This is a genomic window from Sedimenticola selenatireducens, assembly GCF_963675335.2.
Taxonomy (GTDB): Bacteria; Pseudomonadota; Gammaproteobacteria; order Chromatiales; family Chromatiaceae; genus Sedimenticola; species Sedimenticola selenatireducens.
In genome coordinates this window covers 1-22235 of the sequence record NZ_CAXXYC010000001.1, presented here as the reverse complement: position 1 = coordinate 22235, position 22235 = coordinate 1, and the positions used below count along the sequence as shown (strand labels likewise).

Genomic DNA, 22235 nt, shown 5'->3' with positions numbered 1-22235 from the left:
TGTCGTCTGGGTTCAGACGCCATCCGTTATCCCTTCCCAATGATGCGGCTGTTCCGACGGGGCATGATAGGCCTGCGCCTTTCCCCTGCGCTCCAGCAACAGGGCGATAGTTGTTTCCATTGATTGATTACGCCGTTCCACCGCACCCTCAAGGAAATGCAGCAAAATCAACAACGGAATGGCGACAGCCAACCCTACGCCCGTGGTAATCATCGCTTCCCAGATGCCACCGGCGAGTGCCTGGGCATCCACTTTACCCCCCGCCTGCTCGATGACCATGAACGCCTTGATCATGCCGGTAATGGTACCCAGCAGGCCGAGCAGCGGTGCGGTATTACCCAGAATACCCAGGGTACGAAGCCCATACTCCATGCGCTGTAGTTCGTCACTTCGCACACGATTACCTACGCTGCGCAGATCTTCCACTTCACCTGCATCCGCATTCGTGATCGCCTGCACAATCCGGTACTCGGGGCCTGGCTTCGCATCCGAGTTATCTAGCTTCTCCGGCTGATCGAGCAGGCATCTCAGATTTTCCTGCAACGCCCGGGGGAGTCTGCGTTGTCGCAAAAACAGCAGCGATCGTTCCAATACAATGGCCAGACCGATTGCAGAATAGCAGACCAGCAACCAGACAACGGGTCCACCCTTGGTTAGTAATTCAGCCATACTCATGGTGCTATCCATCCCATTGCTGTCCCCAGGCCCATAATGAGCAGCAGTCCGACGCTGGCGTTTTCCAAAGAGTTACCCCAGCGGCTCAAATGTTGTTTTAGCTGTTGCCCGAAATGGGCAACACCCAATGAAAAGACCAGTGTTGGTATCAATACCGCACCGATACCGAAGCCAGCCCCAAGCATCATGCCAGCGGCTGCGCTACCGGTGGTTGCCGACGCCAAAATAACGGTAGTGAGTGGCGCGCAGGGATTAAGCGCCATGCCGGCACCCATTAAAAACAACCCACTCGGTAACGCTGGTTCCGACCTGCCCGAAACAGGCGGGGAAACTTCCACCGGGTCAGCACCTCCATGCCTTGAGTTACAACTCAATTGACGTTTATGCCGCCGCCAGATCAACGAAAGCGCCACCGTAATGGTGGCCCCGCCCAGCACCCAGCGCACCCAGGGCGCGGCAATCCAGTCCTGCACGATCAGTCCAAGAAAACCGGAAAAGGCACCCAGCAAGGCATAACCCGTAAGGCGGCCGGCGGAAAAGGGCAGCAGAATTCTCCAGGCGCTGCGGATGCCGTCGCCGGTAGCTGTGAATACCGGCCCCAGGTAAGGAAGGCAGGCAATATTACAGGGGCCGGAGCCAAAACCCAGACCAAGCAAAAGCACGGCGCTGAAGCTGAGTACAACCGGCTCAAGCGGCATCACGGTTCGGTCACCCCGCGTTGTTTTGTTTTTGAAAACAGCGAACGCAAGGTGCGCTTTTCCCACACGCTCTGTGCCTTTTTACGTACCTTGAAATATTGCGGATCGGCCTTGAAGACCGGAAACATGGCATATTTCAGCTTCAGCACATCCTTGTCGGGACAAAACTCCACGCAACGACCACACAGTGTGCAATCCTCAAATGTGACATCCTTCTTGACCATCTCCGTATGGATCTCCTTGATATCCATCGGACACGCTTTGGCACAGAGTCCGCATTTTCCGCAACGTGGCGAGGCCTCCTTGACCAGCCGCAACAACCCCACTTTCCGGAACACGGCATGCAGTGCCAACATGGGACAGATGCGGCAGAACGGTTGACGGACTGTCAGTGCCAGCGCAATCATCAGACCAAACAGAAAATCCGCGATCAGGGTAAGCACGATGGTTGTTGTGCTCGCGGAATCGACCACCAGCTGGCTGGCGTCGCCATTGGCCAGGGTGGTGAGAATCCGGCTGGGACAGATCTTGCAGAACGGATCGCCCAGATCATGATTGAGATAACCCAACCCGGTCATTAACGGAAAGCCGAACACCAGCAGCGCAAGAATCGCCCACTTCACTGGCCGTGTCTTCTGTACCACGCCCGGGTCTACCGATTCTGTTCGTTGCAACCCCAGCTTCTGCCCCAGGATCTGCACCAACTCCTGGAATGTACCCAAGGGGCAAATCCAGCCACAGAACGCCTTGTTCAGAACCACAAAAAATATCAGGAATGTACCCAGGGTAATCAGCGTCGGCATCAACCCCATCAGTATATCGCCGCCCTGGTTAATTACCGGACCCAAACGGTGGTCCATCTGGTGTTGAAACGGGATCAACGCACAGAGATCCGAGCCATTCATGTCATAGGCACAACTCAATGCCGGCAGCGCACCAGTGATCTTGTCGGCCAGATAAAAACTGCCCAGGGCACTGCCGTAGACCAGCAGCAAAAAGGCCCCCAGTTGAACCAGTTTACGAATAACAGAGAGGTTTTTTATCGGGTTCATTTCGCTCCCCCTTTTTTATGGCGCGCTATACGGCGGGTTAAAAAACCACCGAACACAAACCCGATACCAGCAACCGCGACGCCCCAGGGTTTTGATTGCCAGTGCTCAGGAGACACCCGATATTCCGCAGTCAAGACACTGTTATACTGGACACCCTCAGCCTGGTACTCCGTACTGACACTGAGCTCCGCTCCGCGTTGATCCCTTTCACCCGGCACGACGTCGGAAAAATCATCCGGTATCTGGAACACCACCCGTCCCTCGCTATCCGATACCCCATTCACGGAACTGCCATTACTGGTCTGTAATACCACCGGGTGATTGGCCAGCAACTGATTCTTGTAGCGCAGAATAAATGCCGCCTCGGCCCTGGAGTAATAACGATGGTGCTCCCTCGGCAGCGGATCCGGCACTACCTCGACCGGCGTCTTAACCGCCGAAGTTAATTTGCGCGGACTCTCGCCACTGGGCTTACCTCGCATATACTCATAGCGAACGATGGCATCAACCGAATCGCCCCAATCACGTTCCACCACAATGGCGTGATAATTGTCCACGCCGGTGGGCGGAAGGGTAATCATGCCCATCTTGGGCTCGAGCTCACGTTTACCGAGATCGGGTTTCCAGAGCGTGACTACCGCCCCATCCGCGTTGGACAAGGCCAGTTTCTTGGGGCCGCGATTGTGTTGCATGGCCTGGGCGGGCGGCTTTTTTTCCGCGCCCCCGGCGGCACCTTGAGTTTGCGCCGAGGCCATGCCACTGCACCAGCCACTCACCACAAGGGCGGTAAATATCACCAGCGTCGGACGATAATTCAACCAGATCATGCGGACCCCCGTTAAAAGCTGTAGGTGTAGTTCAGCATTGCGGTACGGGGTGAACCCGCACTATAGGTTTTGTTGCCGCTGGTATCCTTTTTCACCTCGGTGGCAAAACGCTTGTCGAACAGGTTATCCACGTTCAACGACACCTTGTGCGCACCGGTCTCATAACCGAGCATCAGGCTGGTGAGAAAATCGTACCCGTCATACTTTTCCGTATTGGCGTTATCCATGTAATAACTGCCCCAGGTGTCGGCCTGGATACGCGCCCTGAAACCGGACGGGTGATCATAGTCGAGACTCAGGCTGTACTGGTGATTGGGCACGAAGGGGGTCTGGTTGCCTGAACGGTCGAAGGGAGTAAGAACCCCCATTATTCTCACAAGCTCATTGAAGTCCTGATAGCGGTAATCACTGTAGGCGTAGTTGGCACCCAGCCAGAAGTGCCGGCCCAGTGCCACATTACCGCTCAGCTCAAAGCCCTTCTTCAGGGTCTCTCCCGCATTCTGGAATTCACTCTGGTTACCAGGCTGAAGCACCGAGACAATCTCGTCTGTCACAGTGGTCCTGTAGAGGGAGAGATCAAGGTTCCAATCCTTTGCTCTGGCCTTTAAACCAATCTCCACATTGGTTGCGGTTGCCGCATCCAGATTGGAGTTGCTCTGAATTTCCGACTCCGATGGCACCTGGCCGGACTGCGCCACCATGCCGTAGACGCTTAAGGTCTTGTTCAGGGCATAGGTGGCACCCAGTTTGGGCGAGAAAAGATCAAAGCTTGTGTCTGTCTTGGTGGTGACCGGCGCGCCGAAGGTATCGTAACTTTTGGTGCCCCAGTCATATTCACCATAAGCGATCTCCTCAATATCGAAATTCATCCGGTCAAAACGGAACCCGGCGTCGATGGTCAGCCGGTCGGTCGGTCGTACCGTCTCCTGCAGGAACAGGCCAAACAGGGTGTTGGCGGAGTCCTCCGTGGATAACAAGGCACCCTTTCGATCAGAGAGAGTTCGGACAATCTGATTGACGAACGGACTTGGCCCGAAAGGTCCATCTGGATCAACAAAAACGGTGTCGACGTCCGCATACTGATATTTCTTGGACCCGTCTGTCTTGTCCAGCCGCGCGGTCACACCACCCACCAGGGTGCTGTCGCCCAACAGGTTATGGCTGTAGGCAAACTCCAGATCGGTGCCAAACACATTGGTGCCGGGATTGTCGTTGATCGCCCCGGTGACCGGATGATAGTGATCCCAGCTGTTGAAATAGAAGCGGGGCTTGAATACCAGGTCGCCGAACTCCTGCTCATAACGGGTATTGAAGAACCAGATGGTTGAATAGCGACCGCTGTGTTGCCACTGGCTGCTGGTGTTGTGCTGTTCGCCGGTGTTGCGGTAGGTTTCAAATTCAGCTTCGGTAAGCGACCCGGGCAACTGCAGGTCCGCCTGGGAATAGCTGAGTTCGGTTTCCAGCGTCGCACCGCTATCCAGCATCAACCCATGCTTCAGGCTCAACTGCTGGGTATCGAAGTTATTCCAGTCACGCCAGTTGTTATCGGCGGCCCGATGGGAGCCGGTCAGCAGGACACTGTTGCTGTCATTCAACTCCTGACTGTAACGAAAATGCAGATTCTCCTGTCCATCTTCACCAATTCCGAGCTTGACCCGGTTGCCATCCACGTCGAATACGGATTTGGAAATAATCTGGATCGTACCGCCCGATGAACCGCTGCCGTACAACGACCCGGGTCCTTTGGTGATTTCAATACGTTCGATATCCTGGGTATCGATAAAATCGAAGCGTGAGAAACTGTCGGGATCGGTCATGGGTACGCCATCACGAATCACCATGATTTCACGCACACCGTAGTTGGCTTTTTGACCGGCTCCCCGGATGATCAGGCGCGAATCGTAACCGCCATTTTTCGATTCAATCAGTACACCCGGAGTGCCCCTGATCGCATCCTTGATGTTCTGCATCTGCTCAGCATCAATACGCTTGGAATCGATCACGTTGATCGCCGCCGGCACCTCTTTGGTGCCACGGGCGATTCGGGACGCTGTGACACTGATGGTGTCTATCGCTTCGTCGGATACCGGATCCGCATCACCACTCTGGGAATCTGCCGCGAACAGGCTGTTACTGAATATTAGTAAGGAAGAGGCAAGGGATGATTTAAAAATACTGTTATATTTATTGAGATGCATAACTACTTCGCAACCTAATTAAAATTATCAAAAGGACTTGCGAACGAGGCCACTACCCATCCGCAAACAAAACACCCGATACTCAGGTTAAATTCCCTTTAAAAATGAGCGGTAAAATTGTATTGCCCTGGATCTGAATGTTCAGAAGTATGTTGGTAGCCAGCTGACGAACTAATTTATTAATTCTTTGATATTCATCAACTTATAAAATTGACGGCGGTCACATTCCTATCTCGCCTGAGTTAAACAACACATTTAGTACGCCAATTAACCCAAAAATATTTTCTGTAGCGCCGACCGCAAACGCCTCCCTCACCATCGATCACTCTTTTGAACATGGCCATGCAGGGCATTAATTGGGGGTACCCGACGCGCCCTGATTGACCACGGCTAAGCCGATCGACGAGAACACCCCGCTCAAAAAACAGCGCTTGCCATAGTCGGACGAATCGCTAAAATATATATCTAAATTGGTATATATAGATATTTATAGATATGGAACCCAGCACCTTCTTCAAGGCCCTCTCCGACCCCACCCGCCTGCGCTGTATTGCCCTGCTCAGCCGTCATGACGAGCTCTGCGTCTGCGAACTGACCGAGGCGCTGGATCTGCCTCAACCCAAGATCTCCCACCACCTGGCCGCGTTGCGCAGGGCCGGGCTGGTGATTGATCGCAAGGAGGGGCTGTGGATTCACTACCGCATCAGCCCCGGCCTGCCGGAGTGGGCTGCCGGGGTGATCCAGACTACCGCCGACGGAATCGCTGACCAGGAGCCCTTCGCCGGAGACAGCAACAAGCTGCTTGCGACAAACCAGCGCGCCACCGAGCTTTGCACCGGCTGACGCAACCTCATCATCAACACCTGACCAGCGGGAGCCCCCATGTCCAGCCAGTGTGAAACCGTCGCCAAACAGCAGAGTGGCGCCAGGATGGGATTTTTTGAACGCTACCTGACCCTCTGGGTCTTTCTCTGCATCGTTGCCGGCATCCTGCTGGGCCATCTGCTGCCCGTCCCGTTCCAGCTGCTGGGTCGGATGGAAGTCGCCCAGGTCAATATCCCGGTGGCCGTCCTGATCTGGCTGATGATCATCCCCATGCTGCTGAAGATCGATTTCAGTGCCCTGCACCAGGTCCGGGAGCACTGGCGCGGGGTCGGTGTCACCCTGTTCGTCAACTGGGCGGTCAAGCCCTTCTCCATGGCCCTGCTGGCCTGGCTCTTCATCCGCGGCCTGTTCGCCGACTGGCTGCCGGCCGATCAGATCGACAGCTATATCGCCGGACTGATCCTGCTGGCCGCTGCCCCCTGCACCGCCATGGTCTTCGTCTGGAGTAACCTGTCGGACGGTGAACCCCACTTCACGCTGACCCAGGTGGCGCTGAACGACACCATCATGATCTTCGCCTTTGCCCCCATCGTCGGGCTGCTGCTGGGACTCTCCGCCATCACTGTGCCCTGGGACACCCTGTTTCTCTCGGTAGTGCTTTACATCCTTGTGCCGGTGGCATTGGCCCAGCTGTGGCGCAAACTGCTGCTGAACAGTGGCGGCCCGGCCGCCCTGCAACGCACCCTGGAGCGGCTTGGTCCCGTCTCCCTGCTGGCCCTGTTGATTACCCTGGTGCTGCTGTTCGGCTTCCAGGGCGAGCAGATCCTGGCGCAGCCGACCATCATCGCCCTGCTGGCGGTGCCGATCCTGATCCAGGTCTACTTCAACTCCGGCCTCTCCTATCTGCTCAATCGCCGATTCGGTGTCGCCCACTGCGTGGCGGCACCCTCGGCCCTGATCGGTGCCAGCAACTTCTTTGAACTGGCGGTGGCCACCGCCATCGTGCTGTTTGGTTTCGAGTCCGGCGCCGCGCTGGCCACCGTGGTCGGGGTGTTGATCGAGGTGCCGGTAATGCTCTCGGTCGTCAAGATCGTCAATAACACAAAAGGCTGGTATGAATCGGCCATAAAATCACCTGGAGGATAACTGTGAATCTAATCAACAAGGGACTTGCCGCCCTGCTGTTTCTTTTACCCACCCTGGGCTGGGCCGCCCCTGCCTTTCTGGTCGATTCGGAGTGGCTCGCAGAGCATATCGACGAGGAGAACCTGATCGTCCTGGAGGCGCGCTATCATCCGCACCGCCACTACACCGTCGGCCATATCCCGGGGGCAGTGCAGGTGCAACGCTTCCGGGACCTGGGGGACAACCAGGGCAGCCCCCTGATGCGCTTCCCCTCGCGGGAGGCGTTCCAGGCGACCCTGCGTCGCTGGGGGGTCAGCGACGACTCCACCCTGGTGCTCTATGACGACTCCAACACCGCCCTGGTGTCACGCCTCTACTACCTGCTGGAGCTGTACGGCTTCGACATGGCGCAGGTGAAGATCCTCAACGGCGGCACCGTGGAGTGGAGCGCCTTTGAGGAGATGAGCAAGGAGCCGACGCCACAACGGGCGACGGGGAGCGTGACCCTGAAAGCGGCCAACCCGGCCCTGTTCGTCGAGTGGACCGATGTTTATGACGACGTGCTGTCGCGGCGTGATCCCGGGGTTGTGCTGCTGGATGCGCGGCCCCGCGACATGTACACCGGCCAGGTGATCGCGCACGCCATCCAGGGTGGCCATATCCCCGGCGCGGTCAACGTGGTGAGCCTGGAGGGAACCAGCGGTCAGAAGTGGAAATCCGGCGAGGAGCTGGCGGCGCTGTACCGGGATGTGCCAAAAGAGAAGACCATCTACGCCTACTGCCATGACGGTTTCCGCATGAGCCTGGCCTATCTGCAGCTGAAATATCTTGGTCACAAAGATGTGCGACTCTATAACGGCGGCTGGTCCCACTGGGGCAACGAGTTGACCCTGCCGGTGGTACAGGGCGAGGCGCCCTACAGCGGCGACTACGAGTTGTGATCCGCGGCGGGTATTCCGACAGGCAACGAATCCGTAGGTTGGGATGAGGAATGAACCCCAACATCGTGACGCACACACATGAAAACCCGTTGGGGTTCGCAGGCTCACCCCAACCTACCAGTTAACAAGCAGCGAGGCACTGAACAGGCATGACCATCAAAGTAGGCATCAACGGCTTCGGCCGCATGGGGCGGCTGGGCCTGCGCGCCGGCTGGCAGCGGCCGGAATTCGACTTCATCCGTATCAACGAAATCGCTACAGACGCAGCCGGGTCGGCCCACCTGTTGCAGTTCGATTCGGTACACGGCACTTGGGAGCGGGAGGCCACCACGGAAGGGGGACAGGTCCTCATCGAGGGCAAGGCGCTCGACTACAGTAGCAACCCGGGCATAGCCGACAGCGACTGGGCTGGTTGCGACATCGTGATCGAGGCCACCGGCAAGCACCACAAGAAGCCGGAAACCCTGCAACACTATTTCAACCAGGGGGTGAAAAAGGTAATCGTGGCCGCGCCCACCGAGGGGGCCCTGGACATCGTCTACGGCATCAACGACCAGCTTTACGACCCGGAAGTACACCACCTGGTCACCGCCGCCTCCTGCACCACCAACTGCCTGGCGCCGGTGGTCAAGGTGATGCACGAACAGGTCGGTATCCTGCACGGCTCGATGACCACCATCCACGACATCACCAACACCCAGACCATTATCGACAAGGGCCACAAGGACCTGCGCCGGGCGCGTGCCTGCGGCCAGTCGCTGATTCCCACCTCCACCGGCTCGGCGCGAGCCATCACCAAAATTTTCCCGGAACTGACCGGCAAGCTCAACGGCCTGGCAGTACGGGTGCCGCTGCTCAACGCCTCCCTCACCGACTTCGTGTTCGAGGCGGCGCGTCCTGTAACTGTGGAAGAGATCAACGGCTATTTCAAGGCGGCTGCCGAGGGCGAACTCAACGGTATTCTCGGCTACGAAGAGCGACCCCTGGTCTCGGTGGACTATCTTAACGACCCCCGTTCGTCGATCGTCGACGCCCTCTCCACCATGGTTATCGACAACACCCAGGTAAAAATCTACGCCTGGTACGACAACGAGTGGGGCTATGTGAACCGGCTGATGGATCTGGCGAGCAAAGTAGCATCCAGCCTGTAAGCAGTATGGAACAGGGACTTCGCAACTACTTCGTAGTAACCGCCGGCTACTGGGCTTTCACGATTACTGACGGCGCCATTCGCATGCTGGTGGTGCTCTATTTCCACCTGCTCGGCTATTCGCCGTTCGAGGTGGCGATGCTGTTCCTGTTCTACGAGTTCTTCGGCATCGTCACCAACCTGGTGGGTGGCTGGCTGGGGGCACGCATCGGCCTCAACCTGACCATGCACATCGGTATGGGACTGCAGGTGCTGGCGTTACTAGCGCTCACAGTCCCGGATACCTGGCTCTCGGTCCCCTACGTGATGGCGGCCCAGGCGCTCTCCGGCATCGCCAAGGATCTGAACAAGATGTCAGCCAAGGCCTCGGTCAAGTACCTGAGCAGCGGCGGCGAGGGAAAGCTGTTCAAATGGGTGGCGATACTCACCGGGTCCAAGAACGCGCTCAAGGGGGCGGGCTTCTTTATCGGTGCCGTGTTGCTGGAGTGGGTCGGATTTCGCGGCGCCCTGGCCCTGCTGGCCGGGATGCTGGTGATTGTCCTGATCACCACCGCCCTGCTGCTACCGTCCGGCGTCGGCAAGTTGAAATCCAAGCCGAAATTCACCCAGGTATTCTCCAAGGTCGCGGCCATCAACCGACTGGCGGCAGCACGCTTTTTCCTGTTCGGCTCGCGCGATGTCTGGTTCGTGGTCGGCCTGCCGGTGTTTCTCTACGAAGTGCTGGGCTGGTCGTTCAGCCAGGTGGGGGGCTTTCTCGCCCTCTGGGTGATCGGCTACGGCCTGGTGCAGGCCAACGCCCCGCGACTGCTCCGCCTTTTTCAATGGGGTCAGACTCGATTGAAAACAGGTGGAGACTCCGCCCCATTGAAACAAACAGGCGGCGACACGGCGCGCCTGTGGGCCTTTGTGTTGCTGCTGTTCCCGGCAGGTATCGCCCTCGGCCTGCAACAGGACTGGCCGGCGCAGTGGGTATTGATCGTGGGGCTGATTCTGTTCGGCATCGTCTTCGCCATCAACTCCGCCGTGCACTCCTACCTGATCCTCGCCTACTCGGATCACGAGCGGGTCTCCATGAACGTCGGCTTCTACTACATGGCCAACGCCGGCGGCCGCCTGGCGGGTACGGTGCTCTCCGGCTGGGCCTACCAGACCCAGGGGCTGGAGGGCTGCCTCTGGTGGTCGGCGGCCTTCGTACTGGCCACGGCGCTGCTCTCCTTTGGCCTTCCTCAAATCGAAGAGAGCCAAAGGCAGCCGGAGACGCAGAAAGGTTGACGGTAAACCAGGGCCGCGCCCGGGGGCGAGCACTGCGAACCGGCTATCATAGTGATACCATTGGTGACTTCCCCGGAAAGGACGGAGCCGCTGACATGCCGTCCCTACAGAAAATACGGAACAGACACCATGGCAAACTACAGTTTTACAGAGGACCCCAAGGGCGGCGTGGGCCTGGAGGTGATCGCCCGGGACCATAACGAGATGTTCGATGCGGCCTCAACCGCGCTCTGTCTTTTTATGTGGGATCAGGAGACGGTGGAGGAGCGGGAGGAGGTTCCGATCAGTTGGTACGGCTTCGACATACCGACCACCGTGGTCGGCCTGCTCTCGGAACTGCTGTTCCAGATGGACAACGGCTGGGTCTTCAAGCGCTTCGTGACGCAGTCACTTGAAGAGGTGGACGATCTGGATGAGCGTCATCGTAAAAAGCAATTGAAGATCAGCGGTATTGCCTATGGAGAACGGCTTCGCCCGGAACACCACAAGGCCCGCTATCCCGTGCAGGCGGTGCTTCTGCCACGGCTCAAGGTAAAGGAGATCGACGGTGGCGTACGTCTTTATTGTGTACTTGATGCGTAACAGCCACCACCTCAAGCCGGTTGCGAAATATCGTACCGCTTCATCTTCTCCCACAGGTTCTTTCGACTGATGCCGAGACTTTCCGCAGTCTCGGCTATGCGCCATTCATGGTGCTCCAGGGTCTCCCGCAGCAGGCGCTCTTCGTAGTGCTCCATCGCCTCTTTCAGAGAGAGGTGATCCGGTGACAACAACGGCTCCTCCCCGGAAGCGCCAAACTCGCGCGGGCCCAGAACCTCCTGTGGAGAGAGGATGCAGGCCCGTTCCACGGCATTCGCCAATTCACGCAGGTTGCCCGGCCATGGCTGCGCTTCCAGGTAACGCTCGGTCAAGGGCAGAATCAATCGACGCGCCTGGTGTTCATTGAAATAGTTTTCCACGACGCGATGAGCGAGCCAGAGAATATCCTCTTTACGCTCCCGCAGCGGCGGGATGTGCACGTGGGCCACGTTGATCCTGAAATAGAGGTCCTCGCGAAACTCCCCGCGATCGACCATCGCCTTCAGATCCCGGTTGGTGGCGTAGACCAGGCGCACATCCACTGGAATTTGATCCTCACTGCCGATCGGCTGCACCACCCGTTCCTGAATGGTACGCAGCAGCTTGGCCTGCATGCGCGGCGAGGTCTCGCCCACCTCATCGAGAAACAGCACCCCGCCACTGGCCTGCTCGAACATCCCGCGCCGACTCTTGGTGGCACCGGTAAAGGCTCCCTTGACGTGGCCGAACAGCTCGGCCTCCAGCAGATCCTCGGGCAGTGCGGCGCAGTTGATGGCGATAAACGGCTTGTCAGTACCCTTATTGTAACGCTGGGCGAAATAGCGGGCCGCATACTCTTTGCCGACACCGGACTCCCCGGTTATCAGCAGATCCACCCGGTGCGCCGCCAGGCGGTCCAGGGTGTTTTTGATTTGCCGCATTGCCGGGGACACCCCAAGCTCCGCATTGCCCTGATGCATGTCCTCGAACAACGAGGGTGACACCTCCCTCAGTTTCGCCAGCAGATCATCGAGATCAAATGGCTTGGTAATGTAGTCCCTGGCCCCGAGCTTGAGCAGGCGTACCGCCTGGTCGATGGTGCCATACCCGGTGATGAAGATGGTGGGAGGAGGTGGTCGTTCCGAATCCAGCAGCCGGATATAAAGGTTTTCACCGCTCATATCCGGAAGCCGGATATCGCTGATCAGGGCTGCATACTGCCGCTCCGCCAATGCGCCCAGGGCCTCTTCGGCATGGGTGAAGCAGTCGCAGCCAATATCTTCGATCTTGAAACGCTGGCACAGAGAGGCACGCATGATGGCATCATCCTCGACCAGGCACAGACGAGAGGTGTTGATCACTACGTCTCCTTTATCGGCAATTCCACAACAAACTGTGTTCTTCCGCCACGGGATTTTACCTCAATATTACCCTCCAGCTGGTGCACCAGCTGGTAGGTTACCCAGAGCCCGAGACCATTGCCCGTGGCGTTCTCGGAGAAGGGTTCGAACAGGCTCAGCTTCTGCTCCCGGGAGATGTTCGGTCCCTCGTTGACAACGCTCAGGCAGAGCCGGTTTTCACGGTTTTCCACAAGGCAGTGTACCGCCCCCCCTTCCGGGGAGGCCTGCACGGCATTCAGCGACAGGTTGATCAGTACTTGCCTGATCGGCGTCGAGGGCAACGCGACATCCCCCTCCAGGCAATTGCGCCAATCCAGCCTGATCTGCTTTCGACTAACGTCCGCCAGCAGTAGCATGCGCACATCATTGACATCTTTGGGGCTCAGACTGTGGCTGCGCGGATTGGCCTCCACCAGCAGTGCGGAAACGGTTTCCCGAATCTGTTGCAGCCCCCGTTCAATCAAATCAAAAGTTTCCCGGCCCAACGCGTCTGTCTCACTGTAGCGACGAAAGGTATTGAGCGCGTTCAACATACCTCCCAGCGGATTGTTGATCTCGTGGGCCACCCCCGCCGCCAACCGGCCAACGGCAGCCAGCCGTTCAGAAGCCAGCATACCGGATTCCAGGCGCTCTTTCTCATCCAGCTCACCGAGCATCTGTTGAAAACTGGTCCCCAGCCGGCCTATCTCGTCCTTGCCCTGGCGCAGGTCACAGGTAATCTCCTCGTTGCTGCCACGTCCCACCTTGGACATGCAGTTGGCCAGGTGGCCGAGCGGCTTGACCATTCGATTGCCCAGATACCAGCCGAACGGCAACAGCAGAACCGTTACCAGCAGGGCGGAAACCACCACCCGCTCAACGATGGCAATAAACCTTGGCCAGAACAGTGCCCGGTCATAGCCGATCACCAGTGTGCCCATGGCAACCCCGTCACTCAACATCGGCAGGATCACATAGAGGCGCTGGTCATTCGGGTATTCGTAGGGACGCGGCCGCAGGTCGCCGGTCAACCTCAAAACCTCCGCTTCAACACGCGCCAATTCCGCCCCGTGCGCACGCAGCGGCGTGGTTACCGCCAGCTCCTTGGGACGATTGGAGACATAGATGCGACCATCCTTGTCCAGCACTACCAGCAAGCGGCTGGAGGTCTCCCCGGACCACCCCTCAGCCGCCTGCACCAGGCGGTAGGCGCCCCAGAGATCATCGTGCAACATGGCGTTGGGCAGGCTGTTGGAGAGCACGCTGCCAATCTCCACCGCATTGTTGAACACCTCCTCGCGCAGCTCCTCGTAAGCACGCCAGGTAAGTGCAAGCGTGACTACGCTGGCGGTGATCAGAATCACCAGGGTGAACATCAGCGGCACCTTGATCCGGTAGCTGATATCCCCCATCTTCATTGGGCATCCTCCAGTATCCGCACCGACTCGGCCACGCCATCGTACAGGCTGTCCTCGCCCTCCGTGAAGCCATCCAGATTCAGACGTTGCAACAGTCGCCTGCCTTCAGTAACGGAGGCCATTTTCAACAGGGCGTTGCGCAAGGCGGAAAAATTCGCCGGGGAAATATCCCTGCGCACTACCAGCGGCGGAAACCCGAACAGCGGAGACTTGCTCACCAGGCGGGTGCCGGCTGTCAGCGCCGGTTCATGCCGGGAGAGTGTCTCCCACACATAGCCATCCACCGCGCCACCCTGGGCCACGCCATCGGCCACCGCCTTCACCACATCCCGGTGCGCCCAGGCAAAAAAAGTCTTGGAAAAGAAATGCTTCGGTTCCAGCCCCTCCCTGATCATACTGACCTGGGGGTAGAGAAAGCCGGAATTGGAGTTCGGGTCGGAGTAGGCAAACACCTTGCCCTTGAGATCCACGATACCCTGGCTCACGCTATCGGTGGTGGGAACAATCAGATAGGAGCGGTAGAGTGGCTCGCCGTTAAACAGGGGCACCGCCAGCAGTTTCAGCTGCTCCCGGTTGCGTACATAGGGAAAACCGCAAATCCAGGCCGCATCCAGGTCCCCGCCGAGCAGCAGATCCGTCACCTCCTCGTAAGTCTGGCGCTGGATGAACTGGACCGGGCGCTGCAGGGAGTTGGAGAGGTAGTCCTGCCACTCCTTGAGAAAGGATGTCTGATCGGTAAGGATCACCGCGGTCAGGCCTATTCGATAGGTCTTTTCGCTGCTGGCCAACAGATTACCCGCCATTAGCAGGCAGGCCATCAGCAGAATACAGCGAATTGTTGTTCGGCCCTTGATCATCTCAACAGCACCCGGCAACCCGTCATGTGGCCACTCGCCTTCGACATGAGCGGTCTTGTTGTACCCATCATCGCTCCCGCTCCGCCCTGGTTGGCACGAATCGCGCCAGCTCCACCAGCACCACCTGGTCGGGATCAACCTCGTCCAGCTCCCCCGCCCTGAAGCGATAAACCAGCTTAGCACGAATCACCCCGGCTGCTTCATGCAGCGGGATTTCGAGCACACGGCCCGTACCTGGCGGCAGTGTGTTCTGCCGCCAGCCGGCGCTGGCCGAATGGAGCCATCCGAAGCGGTAGCGGCGACTGTCCAGCATCCGCTCCTGTGCATCGCGCTGTTCAACCAGCAGCCAGACCGCGCGTCCAGTGGTTCCGCCCGGCAAGGCGTGTCCCGCGCGGTGCCGAATCTGCAGCAGCGCAACCCCGCCCTCCGCGTCATGCCGAAAGGCCATCCTCAAGGTGGCGATGCCCTGCAGAAAGCCGGGCCGGGTCGGCCCCCGGAAATCATGACTGTTGCCACTCCCTTGCAGGTGGCAGGTCAGGCAGTCCTCGCCCCGGCGGGCCGCCGGCGAGTCGAGGAAGCCCTGCAGCGTGATCTCTCCCGGTGCATCATGGCAGCGGGCGCAGGCCTCCGGCACTTGCAGGGCAGGATAGGGGTGTCCGTTCGCACCATGGCAATCGGTGCAGATGACACCTTCGGAACCCGAGGGGGAGTGACAACCAAGGCAGGCCTTCGGTTCACCCTTGCGCCGCCATTCATCGAGAAACGTTTCGGTGCGCGCCGCCACGGCCATGCGGCTGCGCTCAAATCCGGCCTGTTGCCGCGGGTGACAAGCGGCGCAAGAGGCCGACTCATCAGGGGGGTAAGCGGTTTCGGAGCAGGCCAGCAGCGGAAAAAAAAACAGAACCACAACCCATGCCAAATCAAATCCGGACAGCTGCTTCCCGACTATTCCAGGGAGGGTTACCGGTCGCCTGACTACTGCGGTCAACATCCTCAATCAAACACCTGGGACGGGCTGCCGCCCTCGCACAAGCCCCTGGGAATAAGAAAGGGGACACTGCCAGGCCGGGTGTAGGTGGATTGCGGAATCTCCACACTACCGCCCGCCTCGACCCAACCCGCGATGCCACCCTCCAGTATCCACACCTGGTGACCGGCGTCGGTGAGACGGGCAAACCAGGCCTCCACCAACTGTTCGGAGGCACCTTCCGGCAGCAACAACACCAGCCCCCCGCCACCATCAGGCAAAAAGCCGCTCGGTTCGACTCCGCCATCCAGCGCCCCGGCAAGGGTTCCGGCACGATACGCGGCGCGGCCACGCACATCCAGGATCAACGGCGGATCGGCTGTATCCAGCCACGCCTGCAACTGCCCGGGGCTGACGCCTGGCCAACGGGCAGAAAGGTCGCCAGACCCCAGCAGCAGAAACACCGCGAGGAGCAGCAGGACAAACAGGGGCCTCACACCGTGCCTGCCGGGGCATCTCCCTGACCTATGCGGATGGGCACCTGCTGCAGCGGCACGCGGGGAATCAGCGCCTGCCTCAGTCGTTCCATGCCGGACTCCCGGGCCAGAGCCTCACCAACCACCACCGCCGATGCGCCGCCAGCCCGGGCCAGGTTTTGCAGGTACTTCAATTCGGAAACACCACCGGACAGCCAGATCGACAGGGGGCCACCCCGAACCCTGTCCAGCACATCCAGATCCAGCCCCTTGCCACGGGACTCGGCCGCTTCGGAGTGCAGCCACAGTGAATCGAACCCCAGCTCGGCGGCCCGGGTGACCGCCTCGGAAAGCAAGGTCTCGCCATCACTCACCCGCCAACCCTTTATTGCCGCCGTATCCGGCATGTAGAAGGAGAACCCTTCGCCGACTGCAGGCCCTGAGAATCGATAACTGGTTTCCGGCTTGAAGACAGTCAGCCGGGGTACCCAGTGCAAGCCGGGCCAACGCTCCTGCAGTCGGGCGGTCGCTTCCAGTCCCTGGTCACAGATCCAGCAGCTACGTTCGCCATCTTCACGCCACTCCACATCACGCACCGGATCACCCGCCAGCAGCAGCGCGGTCTCAAACACCAGATTCCCCAGCCGTTCCGGGGTGCAGCCGCACGGATTGATCACCAGGCCATCAGCACCGGCCAGCCAGGCGTCCGCCTCCTGTTGCATATCCTCAGCTTCTGGTTGGTACTGTACAAACAGTTTGGTCTCTTCACTCATAACCCTACCTCAATCGATTAATCCGCGGTTTCCCGGATTGGTGGATGCGCCTGGCGGCTTATCCACCCGTACTGGACCAATTTGGTGAACCCTGTAGCGTGGGCACAAAAAGCGAGCCCACCCTTCTACCGAGCTAAGGCCCACCACCTGTAGGAGCGGCGCCCTCGCCGCGATTCGGCCCGGGGCTGACCTCCTACAGCTCGATGGGTGAGCCAGCGAACCCCAGCCTACGAGCCTCTCTTTAACGTGTTTTTCCAGCGTTAATCATCCAACAGATTTTCCCAAAAGGTTTCGTGTTTGGAGCGCATCTCATCGCTGCTCTCCCGCGTCCGGGATGCGCGCTCCCGCCCGACCGCCTCACTCACCTCCAGGGCAAGATCGGAAAAAGCGGCGGCAGCCACGCTTTCGGGACGACCAATCACCAGTGGCAGACCACCATCGGCCAGCATCTGCCCCTCCGGATCGAGTGGCACGCCGCCCAGGAACTTGACATGCTTGCGTCCGGCCAGGGCCTTTGCCGCACCATCGGGGAACAGCGGCTGCACCTCACCACAACATGGGCAGAGGTAGCTGCCCATGTTCTCCACCAGGCCGAACACCGGGATATCGAGGTCGTGAAACATGGCGATTCCCCGGGCCGCATCGACCACCGAGAGTTTCTGTGGAGTGGTCACCAGCACCGCGCCGGTGACCGGAATCTGCTCCAGTATGGTGAGCGGAACGTCACCGGTGCCGGGCGGCAGGTCCACCAGCAGGATATCCAGCTCCGGCCAGGCGATATCGTGGAACATCTGGGTCAGGGCCTGGGTCACCAAGGGTCCCTTCCACACCAGCGCCGCCTCGGGTGGCAGGACGTTACCCACCGACACGGTCCAGACGCCGTGATTCTGCACCGGCAGGGTGCGTCCCTCGTCATCCACCGGGAGCTCGCGGTCGGTACCCATCATGCGGGTGATCGACGGACCGTACAGGTCGGCATCGAGGATGCCGACACGCTTGCCGGCCCGGGCCAGGGCGCAGGCCAGGTTGACGGTGACGGTGGATTTGCCGACCCCGCCCTTGCCGCTGGCCACCAGGACGATATCCTCGATCCCGGCAACCGGCGCCTGGGGCTCGGCATACCAGGCCTGCTCACTTCCGGGATCGCCCCTATTCACCTGCACGTCAATGGGAAACTCCGGTAATCCGCTCATACCCCTGCCTCCTTCCGCACAGCCAGTTTCAGATCATCGGCGATTCGGCTCGCCAGGGCATGGAATAACGCCCCGTTACCGGCACTCTCCCTGGCCACCGGCTCGCCACTGTCAGAACCCACCGCCACCTCCGGAATGAACGGCAGACTGGCCAGCAGCGGCAGACCGGTCAGGTCTGACAGACCGGTGGCCCCGCCGGCACCAAACAGGGCACCCACATGTCCGCAACGCCGGCAACTGACCCCGGCCATGTTCTCCACCAGCCCCAGGCAGGGGACCGCCAGGTCGGCAAACATCTCCAGCCCACGCCGCACGTCATCGATGGCCACCTGTCCCGGGGAGGTGACGGTGATCACGCCGGACAGTGCCACGACACGGGCCACCGCCAGATGCACGTCCGAGGTTCCCGGAGGCAGGTCCACCAGCAGGATATCCAGGGCGCCCCAGTCTATATCGTTGAACAACTGCGGCAGCCCCTCGTCCACCAGGGATCCACGCCAGATCAGGGCCTGCGCCTCGGGCAGTAGCAGGCCGATCGACATCATGCGTACGCCGAACGCCTCCCGGGGAGCGATACGATCGCCCGCCGCCGTGGTTTCTGCCCGTCCACTCACCCCCAGCAGGGTCGGCGCCGAGGGTCCGTAGACATCGGCATCCAGCAATCCCACGGCGTACCCCTGCTGCGCCAGAGCCACGGCAAGATTGGCCGTCAGGGTTGACTTGCCCACCCCACCCTTGCCGCTGTGCACACCCACCACGTGGCGGATACCCGGCAACGAGTCACGCCCGGCAATGGAGCGGGGGCGCGGCTTTACCACAGCGCGATCAACACCCGGCAGGGATTCCACCAGCGGGATGATCGCATCAGCCAGCGGTTCCAATGCATCCTCCGCAATCCGCTCCGGGTCCAGCAGCACACGGACGGCACCCGCCGTGGCCACCACGTCATACACCTGGCCGGCGCTAACGACATCCGGACCGCCGTCACTCAGGCTGAGTTGGCGCAAGCTTTCCAGCACCTGCTGCTCCAGACTCTGTATCGGTTGATATGAGCAATTCATGGACATATAAAGGCTTCCTTCAGGTAGTCCCGGATAGCCAGCGCCTCCTCGGCACTGATCACCTGGTCGGCGCCGTGTTCATGGCGCATTACATCGACAATGGCTGGCCGCAACGCCGGTTCAAATTCGCACAGACGCGCAATTCGCAGTTCGTGACAACTGGAGCAACGCGCCAGAAACAGCTCCCTCGGTGTTCGCGGCAGCATGGCCCACCAGACGAACACAGCCGAAAGCAGGACCATCAACACCCCGGCACCCATCCACGTCCCCCTACTTTGCATGACAGACAGTGGACAGGTTATGGATCGAACCAGTCCATCTCCGATCCCTTTGCCTGCGCGTCTCTAGCCGGACAGCATGTCGAGCCACTCGTCATCCAGCTCCTGTTCATTGCCACATACCCGGCAGTTCTCTTGTCCCGACTGCTCCGGGACAAAGGGTGTCCCGCAACGACCGCAAGGCCGTTGGCGGAGGTGGATTAACCGCGAACGGCCCGCCTCCAGCTCTTCCAGGGCGAGGGCGGAATGCGGCACCATCGCCCCTTCGGGGCAGATGCGTTCACACAGCAGGCAGTCAGTGCAGAGCAGCGGATCGAAGCTCAGCTCCCGTGCCTGGCCACTCTCAACGGCCTGCAGGGCACCCGTGGGACAGCGTTCGCCGCAAGCCAGGCAGCCACTGCACAGCGTATTGACCGAACGTGGCGTCCAGGGCAGCGGCGCGTCATCACGCCAGGGTACCCGGCCGATCCGACTCGCCAGCACCGCCTGGTATTGGACCGTGCGTTGCGGATACACACTGTTCTGGTAGAAAGGCAGCACGTCCGCGTCCGCCTCCTCCGGGCGGAGGCCGGGAACGATCCATTCCGCCGCCTGAGTCACCGCCTGGGCGCCACCAAAGCGCAGGAAGGCGCGGCGACTCAGGTGGGGTTGATCCTGGTACTCACGCACCGCCTTGCGCGCCCCGTCAGCGGGAGCCAGATCCAGCAGCGGCGACACCTCGCCCAGCCATTCGTCGAGGGTCTCGGCAACCTGGCGAAGCCCGTCGTGGGCATCGCCGTAACGGCATTCGGCACAGTGATCCAGTCCATGCAGGGCCAGTATCTCCACCCCCTCCGCCCGGGCCGCGCTGATCAGGCGCGCATCGAGCACGGCATGGCAGGGGATCACCACACCGCCGCCCGCGCCGGTGCTGGCACGGCAGTGCAGATCGACCCGCTGCCGCCCTGCCAGGGCGGAGACAAAACGTTCCGGTACAAAACCGCTGGAGCGCAGGGCACCAGCCGGACAGCTGGGCAGGCAACTGTTGCAACCGGTGCACTTCTGCTGGTCCAGATCCACGGCATCTGCCGACAGCCGCAGAGCATCGGAGGGACAGACATCGCGGCAGCGGGAGCAGTGCTCCAGGCGGCCGCGCAAGTTGATGCACAGCTCTTCCTCGACGATCATTTCGGATAGCCTCAGGTAACCGTCGGCCTGTTCGGACGTGGTCATTCGCATGCCGCTTTCTCCCTGGATTCATCAGCCGCCGGCGCGGCGGCGATCTTACGCCCCAGCCAGTAGGTCAGGGCGACGGCGCTGACCATGTTGGTCGCCAGCGGCACGTTGTTCAGATCACAGACCCGGTAGAAGGGCGTGATATCCGGTTCGTCGGCAGCCGGGGTCTCCGGGTCGCGAATAAAATAGACCGCCCGGATCGTATTGGTACAAACCAGACCGCAGAGCTGGATCTCACCACCTTTTTTTCCAGAGAAGAGGTGAGTGACTTCCAGGCCCAGTTCACGCTCTATGGCCTCCCCGGTCTCGCTGGTGGCAAGCAGGCGATACTCACTGAAGACCGCCAAGCGGTTTTTGATCAGTTTGATCAGCTCCGGCAGCTTGCGCTCGTGCGCGATCAGGATCACGGTCTGTCCGGCACCCGCCATGTTATGCACCCCCCAATGTTGTATGGAAGTTGTGTAGGTTGGGGTGAGCCCGCGAACCCCAACGGAGTTTCATGCCTGCATGCCATGATGCTGGGGTTCGTTCCTCACCCCAACCTACGGGCTTCATGGTGCTCTCGGGCCAACAAAAAAAGTGAAACATCCCTGTCTCAAGTTGGTACCGGAGTTCTGTATCTGGTTGCTTATGCATGGCGGGCTCAAACCTCCGAAAGCGGCGCCGGAAAGGCTGGAAGCCGATACGCCTCACCACCCGGCAGACACTCCGAGCGGACTTTCAGGTAGAGCTGCCGGTGGTCCTCGGCAAGCCGGTCGATAGACGCAAGGGGATCATCCATGGCGGCGAGCCTGTCCCTCACCCCGACCAGCCAGCGGGTCTGCTTCAGGCGGCGCTCCATGGCCGCGTGATCATCATGGGCGAAAGTACAACCGTGTATGCCTTCACGAAATTCGGCGCCCTGCACCCGGTCGGAGCGCAGCACCGGCAGACGCAGCGCGGCGGCCAGATCGAGCAGCGGACTCTTGCACTGCTTGACATAGGGCATCAGCAGCAGATCGGCATCCCGGAACAGGGCGGCGACCTCCCGGGGTGCCACATAGCGGTCGATCAGGGTGATGCGGGCGGCACGGCTGGCGGCGTCAAGCAACGCCTCCGATATACCGCCCAGCACACCCTCGCCCGCCACCACCAGATGTACCGTCCCGGGCCAGTGGTTGCCGGCCACGGTTTCCAGCAAACGGTCCAGTCCCTTGCGCCGGCAGCCGTGGCCGAAGAACAACAGTCGACGCTCACCCGCCACTTTTTTCGGAGCAGGCGAATCAGCCTGGCATTCCAGCGCCTGCAGCGCCAGAAA

23 protein-coding genes are annotated in these 22235 nt (G+C 60.0%); 6 read left to right on the top strand and 17 right to left on the bottom strand.

The window, feature by feature from the left end; translation table 11 throughout:
• Positions 1-12 precede the first annotated feature (12 nt).
• Genes ACHZBF_RS00115 through ACHZBF_RS00095 form a run of 5 tightly spaced genes read right to left on the bottom strand, consistent with a single transcriptional unit; the run spans position 13 to position 5450 of the window.
• Positions 13-675 (bottom strand): MotA/TolQ/ExbB proton channel family protein, encoded by a 663-nt coding sequence (locus ACHZBF_RS00115; protein ID WP_245621699.1) that lies wholly within the window; start codon positions 673-675, stop codon positions 13-15.
• A complete protein-coding gene (locus tag ACHZBF_RS00110) occupies positions 672-1373 on the bottom strand; it encodes a sulfite exporter TauE/SafE family protein (RefSeq protein WP_321527570.1) in 702 nt (233 codons plus the stop codon). The genes ACHZBF_RS00115 and ACHZBF_RS00110 overlap by 4 nt, the downstream gene beginning before the upstream one ends.
• Positions 1373-2425: a 4Fe-4S binding protein gene (locus ACHZBF_RS00105; RefSeq protein ID WP_029133141.1), complete on the bottom strand. Its 1053-nt coding sequence runs from the start codon at positions 2423-2425 to the stop codon at positions 1373-1375. The genes ACHZBF_RS00110 and ACHZBF_RS00105 overlap by 1 nt, the downstream gene beginning before the upstream one ends.
• Entirely contained in the window at positions 2422-3252 is an 831-nt protein-coding gene (locus ACHZBF_RS00100) for a hypothetical protein (protein ID WP_321527342.1), read from the bottom strand. The genes ACHZBF_RS00105 and ACHZBF_RS00100 overlap by 4 nt, the downstream gene beginning before the upstream one ends.
• A gap of 11 nt (positions 3253-3263) precedes the next feature.
• The gene (locus ACHZBF_RS00095; RefSeq protein WP_321527341.1) at positions 3264-5450 is read right to left on the bottom strand and encodes a TonB-dependent receptor; all 2187 of its coding nucleotides are present in this window, start codon (positions 5448-5450) and stop codon (positions 3264-3266) included.
• Between the two features lie 495 nt (positions 5451-5945).
• On the opposite strand from ACHZBF_RS00095, the gene ACHZBF_RS00090 reads away from it, so the two are divergent.
• The 6 genes from ACHZBF_RS00090 (at position 5946) to ACHZBF_RS00065 (ending at position 11345) form a co-directional block, all read left to right on the top strand.
• Entirely contained in the window at positions 5946-6293 is a 348-nt protein-coding gene (locus ACHZBF_RS00090; protein WP_321527340.1) for a metalloregulator ArsR/SmtB family transcription factor, read from the top strand.
• A 39-nt stretch (positions 6294-6332) separates the two neighbouring features.
• Positions 6333-7421: an ACR3 family arsenite efflux transporter gene (gene arsB / locus ACHZBF_RS00085; RefSeq protein WP_029133144.1), complete on the top strand. Its 1089-nt coding sequence runs from the start codon at positions 6333-6335 to the stop codon at positions 7419-7421.
• A gap of 2 nt (positions 7422-7423) precedes the next feature.
• Positions 7424-8341 carry a sulfurtransferase gene (locus ACHZBF_RS00080; RefSeq protein WP_335342929.1) on the top strand — a complete coding sequence of 306 codons (918 nt, stop codon included), beginning with the start codon at positions 7424-7426 and terminating at the stop codon, positions 8339-8341.
• Positions 8342-8490: 149 nt separating this feature from the next.
• Positions 8491-9492 (top strand): ArsJ-associated glyceraldehyde-3-phosphate dehydrogenase, encoded by a 1002-nt coding sequence (locus tag ACHZBF_RS00075; protein WP_029133146.1) that lies wholly within the window; start codon positions 8491-8493, stop codon positions 9490-9492.
• Between the two features lie 5 nt (positions 9493-9497).
• Positions 9498-10763, top strand: coding sequence for an organoarsenical effux MFS transporter ArsJ (gene arsJ / locus ACHZBF_RS00070; RefSeq protein ID WP_037375021.1), 1266 nt, complete (start codon positions 9498-9500; stop codon positions 10761-10763).
• A gap of 129 nt (positions 10764-10892) precedes the next feature.
• Positions 10893-11345, top strand: coding sequence for an archease (locus tag ACHZBF_RS00065; RefSeq protein WP_029133147.1), 453 nt, complete (start codon positions 10893-10895; stop codon positions 11343-11345).
• An 11-nt stretch (positions 11346-11356) separates the two neighbouring features.
• Here ACHZBF_RS00065 and ACHZBF_RS00060 read toward each other — a convergent pair whose 3' ends face one another.
• The 12 genes from ACHZBF_RS00060 to ACHZBF_RS00005 form a co-directional block, all read right to left on the bottom strand.
• A complete protein-coding gene (locus ACHZBF_RS00060) occupies positions 11357-12682 on the bottom strand; it encodes a sigma-54-dependent transcriptional regulator (protein ID WP_321527339.1) in 1326 nt (441 codons plus the stop codon).
• On the bottom strand, positions 12682-14118 hold the full coding sequence (locus tag ACHZBF_RS00055; protein WP_029133149.1) for a HAMP domain-containing sensor histidine kinase: 1437 nt from the start codon (positions 14116-14118) through the stop codon (positions 12682-12684). The genes ACHZBF_RS00060 and ACHZBF_RS00055 overlap by 1 nt, the downstream gene beginning before the upstream one ends.
• Positions 14115-14975, bottom strand: coding sequence for a substrate-binding domain-containing protein (locus ACHZBF_RS00050; protein WP_245621700.1), 861 nt, complete (start codon positions 14973-14975; stop codon positions 14115-14117). The genes ACHZBF_RS00055 and ACHZBF_RS00050 overlap by 4 nt, the downstream gene beginning before the upstream one ends.
• Before the next feature lie 67 nt (positions 14976-15042).
• Positions 15043-15882: a hypothetical protein gene (locus tag ACHZBF_RS00045; RefSeq protein ID WP_394707536.1), complete on the bottom strand. Its 840-nt coding sequence runs from the start codon at positions 15880-15882 to the stop codon at positions 15043-15045.
• Positions 15883-15968: 86 nt separating this feature from the next.
• Positions 15969-16439: a rhodanese-like domain-containing protein gene (locus ACHZBF_RS00040; protein ID WP_273438000.1), complete on the bottom strand. Its 471-nt coding sequence runs from the start codon at positions 16437-16439 to the stop codon at positions 15969-15971.
• Positions 16436-17191 carry a HisA/HisF-related TIM barrel protein gene (locus tag ACHZBF_RS00035; RefSeq protein ID WP_321527337.1) on the bottom strand — a complete coding sequence of 252 codons (756 nt, stop codon included), beginning with the start codon at positions 17189-17191 and terminating at the stop codon, positions 16436-16438. Before ACHZBF_RS00035 ends, ACHZBF_RS00040 begins: the two co-directional genes overlap by 4 nt.
• Positions 17192-17451: 260 nt before the next feature.
• Positions 17452-18384: an Mrp/NBP35 family ATP-binding protein gene (locus ACHZBF_RS00030; protein ID WP_051302061.1), complete on the bottom strand. Its 933-nt coding sequence runs from the start codon at positions 18382-18384 to the stop codon at positions 17452-17454.
• A complete protein-coding gene (locus tag ACHZBF_RS00025) occupies positions 18381-19445 on the bottom strand; it encodes an Mrp/NBP35 family ATP-binding protein (protein WP_394707535.1) in 1065 nt (354 codons plus the stop codon). Before ACHZBF_RS00025 ends, ACHZBF_RS00030 begins: the two co-directional genes overlap by 4 nt.
• Positions 19442-19705, bottom strand: a complete 264-nt coding sequence (locus ACHZBF_RS00020; RefSeq protein ID WP_321527335.1) for a hypothetical protein — start codon at positions 19703-19705, stop codon at positions 19442-19444. The genes ACHZBF_RS00025 and ACHZBF_RS00020 overlap by 4 nt, the downstream gene beginning before the upstream one ends.
• An 84-nt stretch (positions 19706-19789) precedes the next feature.
• Positions 19790-20941: a 4Fe-4S binding protein gene (locus ACHZBF_RS00015; RefSeq protein ID WP_321527334.1), complete on the bottom strand. Its 1152-nt coding sequence runs from the start codon at positions 20939-20941 to the stop codon at positions 19790-19792.
• Entirely contained in the window at positions 20932-21366 is a 435-nt protein-coding gene (locus ACHZBF_RS00010) for a methylglyoxal synthase (protein ID WP_037375025.1), read from the bottom strand. The genes ACHZBF_RS00015 and ACHZBF_RS00010 overlap by 10 nt, the downstream gene beginning before the upstream one ends.
• Before the next feature lie 215 nt (positions 21367-21581).
• Positions 21582-22235, bottom strand: a 654-nt coding sequence (locus ACHZBF_RS00005; RefSeq protein ID WP_321527333.1) for a glycosyltransferase, incomplete at its 5' end; no start/stop codon positions are given.